Genomic DNA, 14,503 nt, shown 5'->3' with positions numbered 1-14,503 from the left:
CCCCTTAAAAAACTTTTTGAAAAAAATAAATTGGTACAAAACCTAGTGGCAAATTATGCAAAACTTAGTGGCAAGCTACATTATATCAACAGTTGTAAGTGTATCAATAATTAGGACTTTAGATGATGTATCTGTGCTAGAACTATCCAAATCTCATAGATTTGTTGTTATCTGTGAAGAGCATAGCACGAATGGAAGGCTTGGAGATGCAATTGCGAGATTATTCATGAAACATAGCATTGCATATAAATTTGTATCGCTAGGAATACCGGATAAGCCAATTTGTAATGAAAGCCAGTTGGATGTTTTAGAAAATTATGGTATAAACCGAGATGGTATCACAAAAGCTGTATTGGCAATGAAATGATATATTACAAACATTGAACCACATCGGAATGTATTCATTAGCTAAAAACAGCATAAACTATCAAGGATGCGAAAAGAAAACAAGGACATATAAGCACGTTCAATCGTACTTTTCCTCCTTACAATGAAACAAGGTTTTCTTTTTCCAACGATGGTACAGTGAATTTTTATTACTCAAAAGCACCTGTATTGGCTAAACTATCGCGTGTAATCTCTTTAATCGCGTGCGCACCAGTCAATGTCATAGCTACGCGCATTTCATTTGCAAAAAGATCAAGGAGATGAATGACACCTTTTTCACCCGCGGCTGCAAGTGCATAAACAAAAGCGCGGCCAATCATAACGGCATCCGCACCTTGTGCTATCATGCGTACAACATCAAGACCAGAACGAACACCAGAATCCACTAAAATGGACAAATCACCTTTTACAGCATCTGCAATTGCTGGCAAAGCTCGTGCAGTTGACAAGACGCCATCAAGTTGACGTCCACCATGATTAGAAACAACGAGACCATCCGCACCAAATCGCACTGCTTCACGTGTGTCTTCTGGATCCAGTATACCTTTCAAAATCATTTTTCCCTTCCAAAAATCCCGAATCCATTGCAGGTCAGACCAACCAATAGATGGATCAAAATTTTCACCAAGCCAACCAACATAATCATCTAATGCAATTTTCTTTTTGAGATAAGTGGAAACATTGCCAAGATCATGTGGACGTCCTATAATACCGACATTCCAAGCCCAATGTGGATGGGTAAAAGCTTGTAAAATCCGGCGTAGCCCCGCATAAGGCCCTGACATTCCTGAATGTGCATCACGATAACGCGCACCAGGAACCGGCATATCAACTGTAAAAACTAATGTGCGCACACCAGATGCCCAAGCCCTCTCTAATGCATCACGCATAAAGCCACGATCTTTAAGAACATAAAGTTGAAACCAAAATGCACTTCCAACCGCTTCTTGCACTTCTGCGATGGGGCAAACTGAAACCGAGGATAGTGTAAAAGGAATGCCTTTTGCAACAGCTGCACGTGCGGTTTGTACCTCACCACGCCGTGCATACATGCCTGTTAATCCAACAGGTGCAAGTATAATTGGCAAATCAAGTGTTTGATCAAAAAGCTTGGTTGAAAGATCAACTTCACCAACTTCTCTCAAAATCCTTTGACGTAAGGCAAGTGCTTGAAGATCTGTACTATTACGCCGCAACGTTTCTTCAGCATAAGCTCCACCATCGATATAGTGAAAAAGAAAAGGGGGAAGACGATGTTTTGCTGCTTTGCGATAATCAAGTGTTGAGGAAATAATCATGAATAATACCATTTTTTTGAATGAAAAGCGAAAATACCCTAAAACTAATCAGCCCCAACCCGCACGTGTCTATGAGGCATCTCAATAGAACACGTCTTTCGATAAAGGTAGGCAACAAAGATTGCAACTCAAAAAAAATGAATAGATGAAAACAACGCCTTTATTTCTCTTTTTTAATTTAGAATCTCATAGTATCTACAATCAGTGGTATATACAGACATACGTTGTTAATTATTTATCTCAAGAATTGAAACGTTACCCTCTGTATAACCAAGAATTCTCAAAGAGATATCGCTTCAATTACTTATTGCAATTTTAAAGAAATTTCCCCAAAGTGCCTCACACTATAGCCTATAAAAGTATATAGGCCCCCATCGAGTATAGACCACCCTATAAAGACAAAAAAGCTGTTAATAGAACTAAAAATCAAGTCATTGAATATAATGTAACCAAAACTTAGCTAAGTTTCCTTTTCATCAAAATTTATCAAAATGCGCGTTCATAATTTACATAAGGCATTTAAACTCTGAATATTAGTACGTACTAACAAAAAACTCTCTTATTTGGTTAAGTAATTTTCTAGTCATATTACATCAACTAATCATATACAAAGGACGTAATTTAATAAAATCAATATGTGCTCTCAACGAATACACTTTCCAAGTGTACTTTATCGAAATCCATATTTTCAAACTCATTTAAAATGCTTAGATAACTTTAATTTCTGCGCTTGGTAATGTGAGCCAGAACCACGTCCATAAAGTGCTAACGGTCGGTTAAGCATGTTTTCATAGATTAAACGGCCAATAATTTGGCCATGCTCCAAAATAAATGGAATTTCACGGCTGCGCACTTCTAAAACCGCTTTCGCTCCTTTTCCACCTGCTTCCATATGCCCAAATCCTGGGTCAAAAAAACCTGCATAATGCACCCTAAACTCACCAACTAAGGGATCAAAGGGGGTCATTTCAGCGGCATAAAGCGGCGGAACATGGACAGCCTCTCGCGAGACTAAAATATAAAACTCATCAGGATCAAGAATCAGTTCCCTTTGACCACGGTCAAAAAGAGGTTCCCAAAAATCTAGGACTTGAGCAACAGCGCGTTTATCAATATCAATAACACTTGTATGGCGTTTAGCGCGATAGCCAACAAGCCCGTTTTCGTCTCCCTTCAAACTAATGGAAAGTCCAATACCATCTTTGCTAATATTGGGTAGATCATCCGATATCAGTGTTTCATCTCTATGCAAAGCATGCAGCTCAATTTCATTTAAATAACTGTATCCTTTGCGAAATCGAAGCTGAGATAAACGTGAACCAGTACGTACCAAAATTGGAAATGTCCGTGGACTAATTTCAAGATAAAGTGGACCATAATAACCTGCACAAATTTTGTCAAATTCCTGAGCATTATCAGTAATCACACGCGTAAAAATATCTAATCGTCCCGTAGAACTTTTAGGGTTGGCAACTGCTGATAAGTTTTCCGGTAAAGCTAAATTTTCCAAAAGAGGAACAATATAAACACAACCTGTTTCCAAGACTGCCCCATGTCGCAAATCAAATTCGTGCAACTTTAACCGTTCGAGTTTATCTAAAACTTTTACATCAAGCCCCGGCATAAAGGAAGCCCGTACACGATAAGCCTTGTCCCCTAAACGAAGATCAAGACTTGCTGGTTGTATTTGAGTTGCATCAAATGGCCAAAGAGCTTTGAGAACGTCATTATCAATCAAAGCTTGTATATCATTATCTGCAAGAATACCTCTTATACGCGCCATACGTTTTGCTTTCCATTTCTACCTCATTTCTTTTTGGCTCAGAAGATTGATTGGTGCAAGCCATTTTAAGGTGATAAAAACTACTCCTCTCTAATTTTTCCAATCAATTTTCTATTATAGTTAATCATAGAATGCCACAAATAATGAAACAGCACTTGTACAACATTATTTGAAAGTAAATAAGAAGAATATCTCATACATACTCCCATTCTTGAATGTTACACAAATAATGTTATCATAATTTAAAACTCTTATAAAATCCGCAGGAATCTTGTTATAATTTATGATGATCATACGCCATCTCAGCGAAAATATTATTAATCAAATTGCTGCCGGCGAAGTTATTGAACGTCCGGCGAATGTTGTCAAAGAGCTTGTTGAAAATGCTATTGACGCTGGAGCAACTCGAATTGAAATTGTTACAGCAAACGGTGGGAAAAATTTTATAAAGGTGAGTGATAATGGCTGTGGTATTCCGGCAGACCAATTAACTTTAGCCGTTTCTCGTCATTGTACCTCGAAAATTACCAATGACGTGCACAATATTTGCTTCTTAGGGTTTAGAGGAGAAGCCTTGCCCTCTATTGGTTCTGTTGCTAAACTTAAATTAACTTCACGAACGCAAGATGCTGATAGTGCTAGTGAAATTATTGTTACAGCAGGAAAAATTGTTGGACCAAAACCGGCGGCTGCAAATCTTGGAACGATCGTTGAAGTTCGTGATCTCTTCTTTGTCACTCCAGCACGGCTAAAATTTATGAAAACTGATCGGGCTGAAACGAATGCCATTACCGATATGATTAAACGAATTGCTATTGCATTTCCGCATATCCGCTTTTCTCTTTCAGGATCAGACAGAACTTCTATGGAATTACCTGCTACGGAAAAGAGCACCAAAGGGAAATTACAACGTATTACACAAATTATGGGTAAAGAATTTGCTCCCAACAGTATCGCACTTAATGCTGAACGCGAATCAGTCCGTTTGACAGGGTTTACTTGTTTGCCATCTTTCAATCGTGGTAATAGCCTTCATCAATTTGCTTATGTTAATGGGCGCCCAGTGCGTGATAAATTCCTCTGGGGGGCGATTCGAGGAGCTTATTCTGATGTCATGACGCGGGATCGTTATCCTGTCTCCATTCTTTTTATTGATCTACCACCCGCTGATGTAGATGTTAACGTGCATCCAACTAAAGCCGATGTAAGGTTTCGTGATTCAGGGTTAATTCGCGGTTTAATCGTTGGAGCAATTCGTGAAGCGTTACATCAAACAGGTGTTCGTTCTACTTCAACGTGTTCTGAAGCAATGTTGGCTGCATTTCAGACGCAACAGCTATTGGGAAACTTTAAGAGTACTCAACAGACTCCTTCTTACAGCTCACACTCTCACCATTTTGCATCCGCATCAATGATTCATAAACCATTGGATATTACCAGCTCTTTTGGTTTAAAAGAGGATGCTATCCCTCTTATGGAAGGCTTAGATACACCAAGTGGTGATGTCTACATTCCAAACACTATAGCTTCACCAGAAGAATTATCTTATCCCCTAGGGGCTGCTAGAGCACAAATCCATAAAAACTACATTATTGCTCAAACCAAAGATAGTTTGGTTATTGTCGATCAGCATGCTGCTCACGAACGATTGGTTTATGAAGCACTCAAGAATGCGCTTTATTCCAAACCGCTTCCTTCACAATTGCTCCTTATTCCTGAAATTGTAGAACTCTCTGAAGAAGATGCAACATGTCTCTTAACGCATAAAGATGCTTTGCAGAAATTTGGTTTAGGCATAGAGCCATTTGGACCTGGTGCAATTGTTGTGCGTGAAACACCCTCCATGTTAGGAGAGATCAACGTACAAGCTCTCATTAAGGATCTTGCAGATGAAGCTGCAGAATATGATACGACAGACAATTTAAAAGCAGTCCTTGATTATGTTGCAGCAACAATGGCTTGTCATGGCTCAATACGGTCAGGGCGCTTTTTACGTCCCGAGGAAATGAATGCACTGTTACGACAAATAGAAGCAACACCCAATACAGGAACGTGTAATCACGGTCGTCCTACTTATATTGAACTCAAATTGGCTGATATAGAGAGACTTTTTGGTAGAAAATAAGTTACCACTCATTGTTTTAGAAAAAATATTTTTTTAATTTACTCTCGACTTTATAAGGTATTTTATGGCACTTTGCTCGAATTCTCTCTCATACAAACAAGAAGGGATTATGAAGAATGTTTTCTAGTAATGAACGCGAAGCAAAAATTCATTATTCCAATAATGGGTATAAAATTATAGAATATGGAACTTACACTATCTGTGCCGTTAGCGGGCAAAAAATCCCGATAGACGATTTAAAATATTGGAATCATCACCGCCAAGAAGCATATGCTAGTTGTGAGATTTCTTATCATCGCGAACTTGAATGCAATCCATATCTCAGTCAATTGTTAAAAGCACAAAAATAATTGATTAGAAACAATAAAGCCGGAGGGCTATTTTCAAAATTACATCTTAAAGTGAATATTTCCGTTCTCTAAAACGTGTTACGACCTTTTCAAGGAGTGTACGGCAGAAATCTTCTTGAGCAAAATTAACTTTAACGTCAAAAATAACAAGATTTTTTAAGTCTTTTTGCACATTCCTTGACTGTATACGTGCATAATCCTTAGCTGTTGTAGCTAGCCATAAATTTTGCATTTTAGCCCTTTGTGCGAGATTTTTTAAATCTGTATCAGTAAAAAAATAGTGATCTGGATAAGAGTAAGCTTGCACAACATGACCAGAGAGCTCTTTAATTGATTGAAAAAATTTGTCTGGATTACCAATACCTGCAAATGCCAAAAATGGCTTTCCTGCAACTTTATCAGATGCTAATGATTTAAGGTGAGCGTGATGTACAGGTTTTCCAGTACAAGTGACAAGAGAAGCAATTTTATCACGCGCATTCCAGTCACCAATCAATAAAACACTATCCATCAAAGAAAGCTGTGTTTTTAACGGTACACGCAAAGGTCCTGCTGGGAAAACAGCCCCATTCCCAAAACCACGCATCGTATCTACAACAAGCAATGAATAATCCATATAAAGACTGCGGCTTTGAAATCCGTCATCCATTAAAATCAAATTGCATCCTTTTTGCTTGAGCATGTGTGCTGCCGCATAACGATCGGGTGATATAGCAACAAAAGTATGCTGTGCAAGTAACAGTGCTTCATCTCCAACATCACGTGCATTGTCATGTTTTTCATTTACAAGATGCACCCCTTTAATCCTTCCACCATAACCACGTGAGACAACACCAGGTATGAAACCGAGCTCTTTAGCCATTTGGGCAAAAGCAATGACAACAGGAGTTTTACCCGCACCACCACATGTAAAATTGCCAATACACAAAACTGGAAGATTGATAACAGGAGACTGTCTTGTCATACGACAGTGTGAAAAATAACCATACCCCCAAGAAATTGGCGTTAACAAAAAACGCAAGAAGCTTTTGTATTTCCACCAAAAATGAGGTGTGCTAAATCTCATGTTTGCCCCGATACTGACTTAAACCTGTTTGTATTACAAGAGGTTGCAAAAATGGATCAAGAATTTTCAGTGTGCGCTCAAGCGCACCTGCCATACTTGTTGCTACTTCATAGGCTTTATCAACCATTTCTTGTCGCAATACTTCATTTGTTAAAAGCTTATATACTTGAATAGAAAGCTGTTTTGTATCTTGAATCATATATGCTGCATCACGCGTTAAAAATTGTTCAAACATCTCTTGAAAATTTGAGATATTAGGTCCTGTCAAAATAGCGGAACCAAGCAAAGCCAATTCCAATGGATTGTGTCCACCGTCTCCACATAACGACTTCCCAATGAAAGAAACTTTCGATAAGCGAAGGAAAAGTCCCATTTCTCCAATCGTATCGCCCCACAAAATGTCCGTATTTACATCTGGAACAGCATTATCGCTTCTACGAATAAAACGTAAACTCTTATTGTTACATTTTCTGATAAGATCTCCTAAACGTTCAGGATGACGGGGGACAATGATTGTCAATAAATCTGGCAAATAATTTTTAAGAATCCTATGTACCTCAAAAGCAATTTCCTCTTCTCCTTCATGAGTTGAAATAGCTGCCCAAACTGGGCGATTGCCAATAGCACTACGATAATACTTAAGTAATTCTTGATCTTCAACTGGCAAAACATCAGCCTTGAGATTACCAGAAAGCGCAACAGATTTTACTCCAAGAGCATGGTAATAAGCTACATCTCGTTCGTTTTGACCAATAGCTAAGTCAATATGCTTAAAAATATATCTTGCAAAAACACGTCGTTTTTGCCAAGCTTTAAAAGAACGCTCAGACATATGGGCATTAATCAAAATTTGTGGAATACGCATTTTGGCAAGTTCTTTAGTACGTAAAGGCCAAATTTCCGATTCACAAATTAATGCTAAATCAGGCTTCCAATGATTAATAAAACGGTGTACTGCCAAATCTAAATCCAACGGAGCATATTGGTGAATTAACCGATTACCAAACAGCTTTTTCACAAGAGAAGAAGATGTTACAGTGCAGGTTGTCAATAATATATTGATTTTCCATGATAAAATATAATTAATAAGCGGGACAAGAGCAAGTGTCTCTCCAACACTAGCTGCATGTAACCAAATTAATGGGCTTTGAGGACGTACTTTATGGCTTTTACCCAAACGCTCTTTTTGGCGGCTCCGCTCTTCTTTTCCACGTAAAGCACGAATAAACAAATAAAAAGGTACAATAGGACGGAAGCAAAAACCAACCATTCTATAGATTAAAAGAGCTGTACATGCCTTTAGTTCCATCATTAAAACCACCTCATTCACCTATTTTGAGACGTTTGTGAGCTTTTTTATTAAACGATTTATCATTCTTGTTCGTGACATCGATTTTTCTTTGAGCCAATAGCAAAATACTCCTCGTATTTTAGGCAACAAAACGCGCTTTATTCATGAGAATGATTTAAAAATCAGAATCACAATTTTATATCATGTTTTTTCAAGAATCTTTTTTCATGAAAGTGCATGTACACAAAGTAGATAGAACAGGTAAATAATTTGGCTAATAAAATAATCTCTTTTCTAATTTTTGGTGTTTGATATCCACAATTATAGTACCTTTTGTTAGGTTTAAGGGCATTTTTGGCGTTAAGAAGTTCCCATATCCATATTTGTGAACATAAGGTTTTTGGTTTTGTCTCTTTAAATCATAAACAAATTTAAGCCCTTATTTTTTTGCAAATGGTGTATTTATTTCTGAATGCCCCCCCAAATATAGCAATAACTTTTTTTACTTTAAGAATGAAAAAAGGGTCCCATAATATGCTGTGCATGTAAAAAAAGTGATTAAGAAATAAATTATAAACGCTCTGTATTTTCATAACATTATCTAAGCTTTTCAATTGCAGATTTGTCCAATAAACGAAATGTATACACTCCCCTCACATAAAAAATTATACAAGCTGTATGTTTATCAGTGAATATTGGCCATTTTGCCAAAAGCATTTTAAAACACACTACTCCCTTTTCTAAATTTTTTCATTCGCATCACTCAAGAAAATAATGATCAGATATTTAAATTTTATTGCGTATCGCCCATTTCAGTGTCAAGAAGGCGATGCAAGTCTACGATGTAATAACGTTGTAATGCATTATCTACACTTTTTTGTGCTTTTGCTTGCCATGCTTCTTGAGCTGATTGATAATCTGGAAAGATACCAACCACATCTAAATCATTAATATTCTTAAACTGATTGCTATCAAGATTTTTTAATTCCCCACCAAATACAAGATGCAAATATTGCTTTTTTTCATTTATTCCAGTCATATGTGCCTCCATATCATTAAGAAATTTTAGCTTGTTTTTTATGTGATTAAACTAACTTTGCTTGACGAACAACATCTATCATATTTTGACAGCAATTATTTTTACCAGCAATTAAAAGCCCGTATTGATAAGGTTCAATTCCGTAAGATATAACAGGTGCATCAAACGGTAGAAAAGATCCTCCGCATTCTTGTAAAATAAGATCCGCAGCAGCAATATCCCATGCATGGCAATCCGGACGAATCAATACAATATCAATTTCGTCTTGAGCAACAAGAACAATACGATACGCAAGAGAGGGAATGTAGTGATAAAAACTGATTTGATTACGAAAATCTTCCGGTAATTTTTGAATTAGCGATTTATCAAGTGAGGCTTTATATTTTCTATTGATCTGAGATGCTAAAAGAGGAAGCGCTATACCATTTAATGTTGCTCCCCTACCTTTAACAGCTGCATAAACGTCTCCTTGAGCTGGACATTGCACGACACCTACGATAGGACGCCCATTTTCAATAATAGCAACCGAAATACACCAATAGGTACTGCCAGAAAGAAAACCACGTGTTCCATCAATAGGATCAACCACAAAGTAACGTTCATAAACTCCTTGTTTTCGATCATCTTTTGTTTCTTCTGAAATCCATCCATAATTCGGGCGCTCTCTAAGAAGCTTTTCCTTCAAAAAATGATCAACCGCAAAATCTGCCTCACTGACTGGTGAATTACCTTCTTTAATCCAAACGTCCAATGCACATCCAAAATACTTCATTGCTAAATCTCCTGCTTCTCGACAAGCATCAAGCAAAAGTTTTAAATCAGAAGAATGGTGCGTTTTATTTTCCTGCAAGTGTCATCCCTTCAATTAATAAAGTTGGAGATGCTGTACCATAACGCCGGTCAATATCGTTCGCAGGTATTAAATGCGCCAACATATGGAGCAGATCAGAACCTAGTGTTACTTCGCTTACAGGGTAAGCAATTTCGCCATTTTCAATCCAAAAACCAGAAGCACCACGGCTGTACTGACCCGTAACAAAATCAATGCCATGCCCGAATAATTCCGTAACATAAAACCCATTTTGCAAATCTTTTATCATATCGCGAGGTGATACTAAACCTGGTTCAATAGCAAAATTGGTACTTGCTGGCTGGACCAATGATGCCGAGCGTACGCCATGACCATTGGTTTGAAAGCCTAATTCACGCGCTGAAGACGATGAAAGAAGCCAGTTTTTTAAAATACCATTTTCAATAATATTCAATGTTTGTCCCTCTACACCCTCTCCATCGAAAGGACGGGAAGCATTCCCACGCAATCGTAAAGGTTGGTCTGTCACATTAACATTCGGTTTCATTACCGCTTTTCCTAAGAAATTTTGTAAAAGACTTGTTTTGCGAGCTACAGATGCTCCATTCACCATAGATGCGATATGTCCAGCAATTCCGCGAGCTGTACGTGGATCAAAAATAACATCCACAACCCTTGTGGCAGCACGAACTGCTCCCAAACGTCGAACTGCTCCAACACCTGCATTCCTTCCTACAATTTCTGCCGCTTCCAAATCAGAAAAATGTAAGGCAGTTGTATAATCATAATCACGTTCCATTGTTGTACCCTCACCAGCAAGTGCACTGCAAGAACGTGAAAAACCACTGGAATGATAAGCTCCACAAAAACCATCGCTGGTCACCAAAACAAATCCACTATGACCATAAGATGTAGCGGCTCCACCAGAATTGCTCACTCCTTTAATATCAAGGGCTGCTGCTTCTATTTTAAAAGCATCTTCTGTGAGAAAACGACTGTTGGGAACAAAATCATCAAAAAGATCAAGATCTTTAGGATGTTTAACCAGATACTCTTTATCTGCTAAACCTTCAAATAAACTGTCAGGAGAAGCTTTTGCCATCGCAACGGCACGTTCTGCCAGTTTGTGTGGACAAGCTGCTAAATTAGCAGAAACACTTGCTACTTTCTTTCCAACAAAAACCCTTAATGTAAAATCATTGCTTTCTGAAGATTCTGTTGCTTCGACTTTTCCAAAACGAACCGATACACTGGTAGAATGCGTACGAACAACAACAGCATCAGCAGCATCTGCCCCAGAACGCTTTGCCGCTTCAACTAACGAAGTGGCTTTATCAATCTGGTTTTTGTCAGCCATCATAGACTCCCTCAAATATTCATTGTTTACCTAGATAAGTAATTTGGCAAATTTATAAAAAATATAACTTTTATATGATTATCAATAAAAATTACGCATCATTCATGCACTTTTTTCTTTCAATAAATCAAATAATTTTTCTTTTTAAGTTCTTTTCGAAAAGACACAATATATTGTAAAGTTTCTTTGTCTTCAACTTTCTCAATTCGTTGCTTTTATATTTGTAAGCTAGGCATACATTGATAATCAAACCAATAACAGATTAGGAATAATGCTTGGCTTTAAATTCAAATCCTCGCGTGCTCCAATAACCGTAACATAACTTAAACCACACGTTTTTTATTCATGAGTGTGCAACAAATTTTGATGATTTCTCCTATAGCATTCTTTAATTTTCAAGCAAGTATAAGAAAATACCTTTCTCTGTATGGTACATTTTTTGCTTTTAGGAGCTCTCTTATAATGGGCACAATAATCTTTTGAATAAAACAAACCATAGACAGAGTAAAAGATGTCTTATTCGTTATGATTTTGCTGATATAAGCAGCCATAAATTTCTTTAATCCCGCTTTATAAAATCTTTAGTGCAGTTTTGATTCCGTACGATGGTTTCATCAGATTTAAACGAGTAACTAAAAAACGTTCTGCGGATAATTGAATTGTCAAATACTAACCGCTCAAAAACCTCCCTCTAATGTAAGCAATAGCTCCTACATCATCTCTTCTAAAAAAATATCAATTTTCTTTGTGAATAAGTATAGCTAGGGAATGGTTTTATTTTCAGTAAGAGCACGGCGGCTCATTTCAATCATCGCATCACGAAGATGTAGCCTAATTTTTGATCCAATAATCATTCCAAATAAGGGAGAAAGTATGCCAGACATAGTTACCGTATGACGAATTTTATCGTTTGAAGAACCAGATTTTGTTGAACTAATATACTCATGATCAAAAGTCATGCGCGTAAAAGGAAGTTTAGCATAATCAGAAAAACAAACGTTTTTAATAACTTTATCAAGTGTAAAGATTACTTTTGGTCCTTTTTTAGGTTTCATTTGTCCTACAGTTCCTGCTTTGAAAGCACCAAGAAGTTCTACCCACTCAAGTTCGTGATCCCAACAAGGCCAAGTTGCCGCGTCTTCCCACATAGCCCAAACTTGCTCAGCACTTGCCTCTGTATTAATTTCTTCGCTATATGTCCATTTAAACATTGAGGACTCTCTCTTTACAAATCGTTTACGTTTAAATGCATAAAAGGATAATGTCAAAGTTGTCATTTAAAGATACAGTAACGGTAATAAAATCAAATATATACATAAGTTATTTTTTCATCTATTTTAAACCATGCTTTAATCAACTGGAGACATCCAAGTTTTTTAAAAAGTTTTTTAGACATTTGATCAGAAATAAAAAAAGTAACAAAAACAGTTGAATAATTAACTATCACGAATTTCCATAGCTTTGCGAATTCAGGTTGCATCGTAAGCTGTGATTTCAAAGAAATCTCGTTGTGCTAACATCCCCCAATGGGGATTAGTTAAAAATTCAAGACCTTGAATCTCTTTTAAAATAACAGATTGTGCTTGTTTATTAAAAATAACATCTTTTCGGAAAGGTACAAAATTAGGCGCTTGCTTCACTTGATAAATGTGATCATCTTTAAATATACACTGAAACTCTATTGTTTGAATAACCTGCCCAGTGCCTATTTCGCACCGTGGACAGTAAATGAAGGCTTCATCTCCCTTAGATGTTTTTCGAAGCGGACCAGCCTTACCATGACAGACTTGAAGAAAGCCAAACTCGGCTGCAAAGCGTGCGTGGGCTCGAGAAATTACAGCTATCCAATGTTTCATTTTTATTCACTTTTCACTAAGCAATATTTTCTACACTAAGTAAATCTCTCTTTTTAAGTTATTCAATGACGGAGATGGGTATACTACACCGCTGAAGGTACAGATGCAAACTGAGAAGCTTAAATCGGTCAATTGCTGATGAGCTCTTAATAATACATGGCAAAAAGAAATTTAACAAAAACAAAAAGAAATCATAAAACTTATAGTAAAGTGTGTTCCTTTAATGAGAAAAGATCCCATAAACAGTTATTGAGTGAGGAGCAAACTTCAAGCTTCTTAAAATCTCTTCAATAAATTACTCTCCAGTGCATTGGTTTCTAAAAGAGATATATTTCATTGCGGCTAACCATCTAGCTCACATTATAATTGCTATATCTTTAAAGCATAAGACATAGGAGACTTGATGCGAGAATCAAAAATACACGAGGGAATAATTTTATTGAGTGTGGTCGTAAACCGTTGATGAAAAGATAAAATTTTTAGATTTTTTACTTCGTAACTTACACTAAGGAACTACTACAACTTATATGCGCGGGCAATTTGATGATATTACGCATAAAATCATATAAGTAAGTCTAAATAACAACCTTCAAAATCTCTGTTGAAATAGTTTTTGAGAGATTACATCATAATTAAACAAGATTTGTTATTCCTTCATAATAAGGTGGATCTGCTAACAGTTTTATATGATACGCAACAAGATTCAATTTTGTATCAAAAAATATTTAATCAAATAGTGGCTAAAGAGGTAAGTTTAAAATACTAAAGATGAACAACTTATTACTTATGTTTGATTTTTAAATGTTAAAAGGGGCCGCATGCCGGCAGAGCGGACTTTATTAGCGAGAATCAAACTATATAAAGAAGCGCAAGGACCTATTGATGTCTATAGCTTTTTATGATTCAATAAAAAAATTAAGTATTAAAGAAAAAATCTCAAATCAGAAATTAAAGATAGTCTAAAAGGTAGACCCAAAAAGGTAGACGAGAGGGGACGTTAAGTGAGGGCGATTCATCGGTTATCAGCATTACTTGTAAAGTCATCTCCACAAGGTAAATATTGTGATGGGGCAGGGTTGTGGTTAAATGTTCGAAAAGACAATACACGCTCTTGGTTTTTTCGCTATACGCACCACAATA

The 14,503-nt window shown here is 36.9% G+C and carries 12 protein-coding genes and 1 pseudogene; 4 read left to right on the top strand and 9 right to left on the bottom strand.

From position 1 onward, the window contains the following. The first annotated feature begins 55 nt into the window (after nucleotides 1-55). Entirely contained in the window at nucleotides 56-367 is a 312-nt protein-coding gene (locus GQO39_RS07560; protein ID WP_156851643.1) for a transketolase C-terminal domain-containing protein, read from the top strand. A gap of 169 nt (nucleotides 368-536) precedes the next feature. Here the strand turns inward: GQO39_RS07560 and lldD are convergent, their stop codons facing one another. Beyond that, a complete protein-coding gene (gene lldD / locus GQO39_RS07555; RefSeq protein WP_156851642.1) occupies nucleotides 537-1,685 on the bottom strand; it encodes an FMN-dependent L-lactate dehydrogenase LldD in 1,149 nt (382 codons plus the stop codon). A gap of 694 nt (nucleotides 1,686-2,379) precedes the next feature. After that, nucleotides 2,380-3,468, bottom strand: a complete 1,089-nt coding sequence (locus tag GQO39_RS07550; RefSeq protein WP_156851641.1) for a 2'-deoxycytidine 5'-triphosphate deaminase — start codon at nucleotides 3,466-3,468, stop codon at nucleotides 2,380-2,382. Nucleotides 3,469-3,754: 286 nt separating this feature from the next. Here GQO39_RS07550 and mutL point away from each other — a divergent pair, with 286 nt between their 5' ends. Together mutL and GQO39_RS07540 are read left to right on the top strand one after the other, a co-directional pair. After that, nucleotides 3,755-5,593, top strand: a complete 1,839-nt coding sequence (gene mutL, locus GQO39_RS07545) for a DNA mismatch repair endonuclease MutL (RefSeq protein WP_156851644.1) — start codon at nucleotides 3,755-3,757, stop codon at nucleotides 5,591-5,593. 116 nt (nucleotides 5,594-5,709) lie between these two features. Further along, nucleotides 5,710-5,943, top strand: a complete 234-nt coding sequence (locus GQO39_RS07540; RefSeq protein WP_007554080.1) for a DUF2093 domain-containing protein — start codon at nucleotides 5,710-5,712, stop codon at nucleotides 5,941-5,943. Between the two features lie 46 nt (nucleotides 5,944-5,989). Here GQO39_RS07540 and lpxK read toward each other — a convergent pair whose 3' ends face one another. The 7 genes from lpxK to GQO39_RS07505 all read right to left on the bottom strand — a co-directional run bounded on the left by lpxK (nucleotide 5,990) and on the right by GQO39_RS07505 (nucleotide 13,363). Further along, nucleotides 5,990-7,009, bottom strand: coding sequence for a tetraacyldisaccharide 4'-kinase (gene lpxK / locus GQO39_RS07535; RefSeq protein WP_156851640.1), 1,020 nt, complete (start codon nucleotides 7,007-7,009; stop codon nucleotides 5,990-5,992). Beyond that, nucleotides 6,999-8,321, bottom strand: a complete 1,323-nt coding sequence (gene waaA, locus GQO39_RS07530) for a lipid IV(A) 3-deoxy-D-manno-octulosonic acid transferase (protein ID WP_156851639.1) — start codon at nucleotides 8,319-8,321, stop codon at nucleotides 6,999-7,001. The genes lpxK and waaA overlap by 11 nt, the downstream gene beginning before the upstream one ends. Before the next feature lie 772 nt (nucleotides 8,322-9,093). Continuing rightward, entirely contained in the window at nucleotides 9,094-9,339 is a 246-nt protein-coding gene (locus GQO39_RS07525; protein ID WP_156851638.1) for a DUF4170 domain-containing protein, read from the bottom strand. A gap of 46 nt (nucleotides 9,340-9,385) precedes the next feature. After that, nucleotides 9,386-10,189, bottom strand: a complete 804-nt coding sequence (locus tag GQO39_RS07520; RefSeq protein WP_156851637.1) for a 3'(2'),5'-bisphosphate nucleotidase CysQ — start codon at nucleotides 10,187-10,189, stop codon at nucleotides 9,386-9,388. Further along, nucleotides 10,176-11,507 (bottom strand): TldD/PmbA family protein, encoded by a 1,332-nt coding sequence (locus tag GQO39_RS07515; RefSeq protein ID WP_156851636.1) that lies wholly within the window; start codon nucleotides 11,505-11,507, stop codon nucleotides 10,176-10,178. The genes GQO39_RS07520 and GQO39_RS07515 overlap by 14 nt, the downstream gene beginning before the upstream one ends. A 761-nt stretch (nucleotides 11,508-12,268) precedes the next feature. Continuing rightward, nucleotides 12,269-12,718 (bottom strand): SRPBCC family protein, encoded by a 450-nt coding sequence (locus GQO39_RS07510; protein ID WP_156851635.1) that lies wholly within the window; start codon nucleotides 12,716-12,718, stop codon nucleotides 12,269-12,271. Nucleotides 12,719-12,976: 258 nt separating this feature from the next. Beyond that, nucleotides 12,977-13,363 carry an EVE domain-containing protein gene (locus GQO39_RS07505; RefSeq protein WP_156851634.1) on the bottom strand — a complete coding sequence of 129 codons (387 nt, stop codon included), beginning with the start codon at nucleotides 13,361-13,363 and terminating at the stop codon, nucleotides 12,977-12,979. Nucleotides 13,364-14,364: 1,001 nt separating this feature from the next. Between GQO39_RS07505 and GQO39_RS09285 the strand changes: the two are divergent. Continuing rightward, nucleotides 14,365-14,503 (top strand): annotated as a pseudogene (locus GQO39_RS09285) (Arm DNA-binding domain-containing protein); the annotation flags it as partial.

Origin of the sequence: Bartonella refiksaydamii, assembly GCF_902652675.1 — a bacterium.
GTDB lineage: Bacteria > Pseudomonadota > Alphaproteobacteria > Rhizobiales > Rhizobiaceae > Bartonella > Bartonella refiksaydamii.
This window is presented reverse-complemented; position numbering and strand designations above follow the sequence as displayed.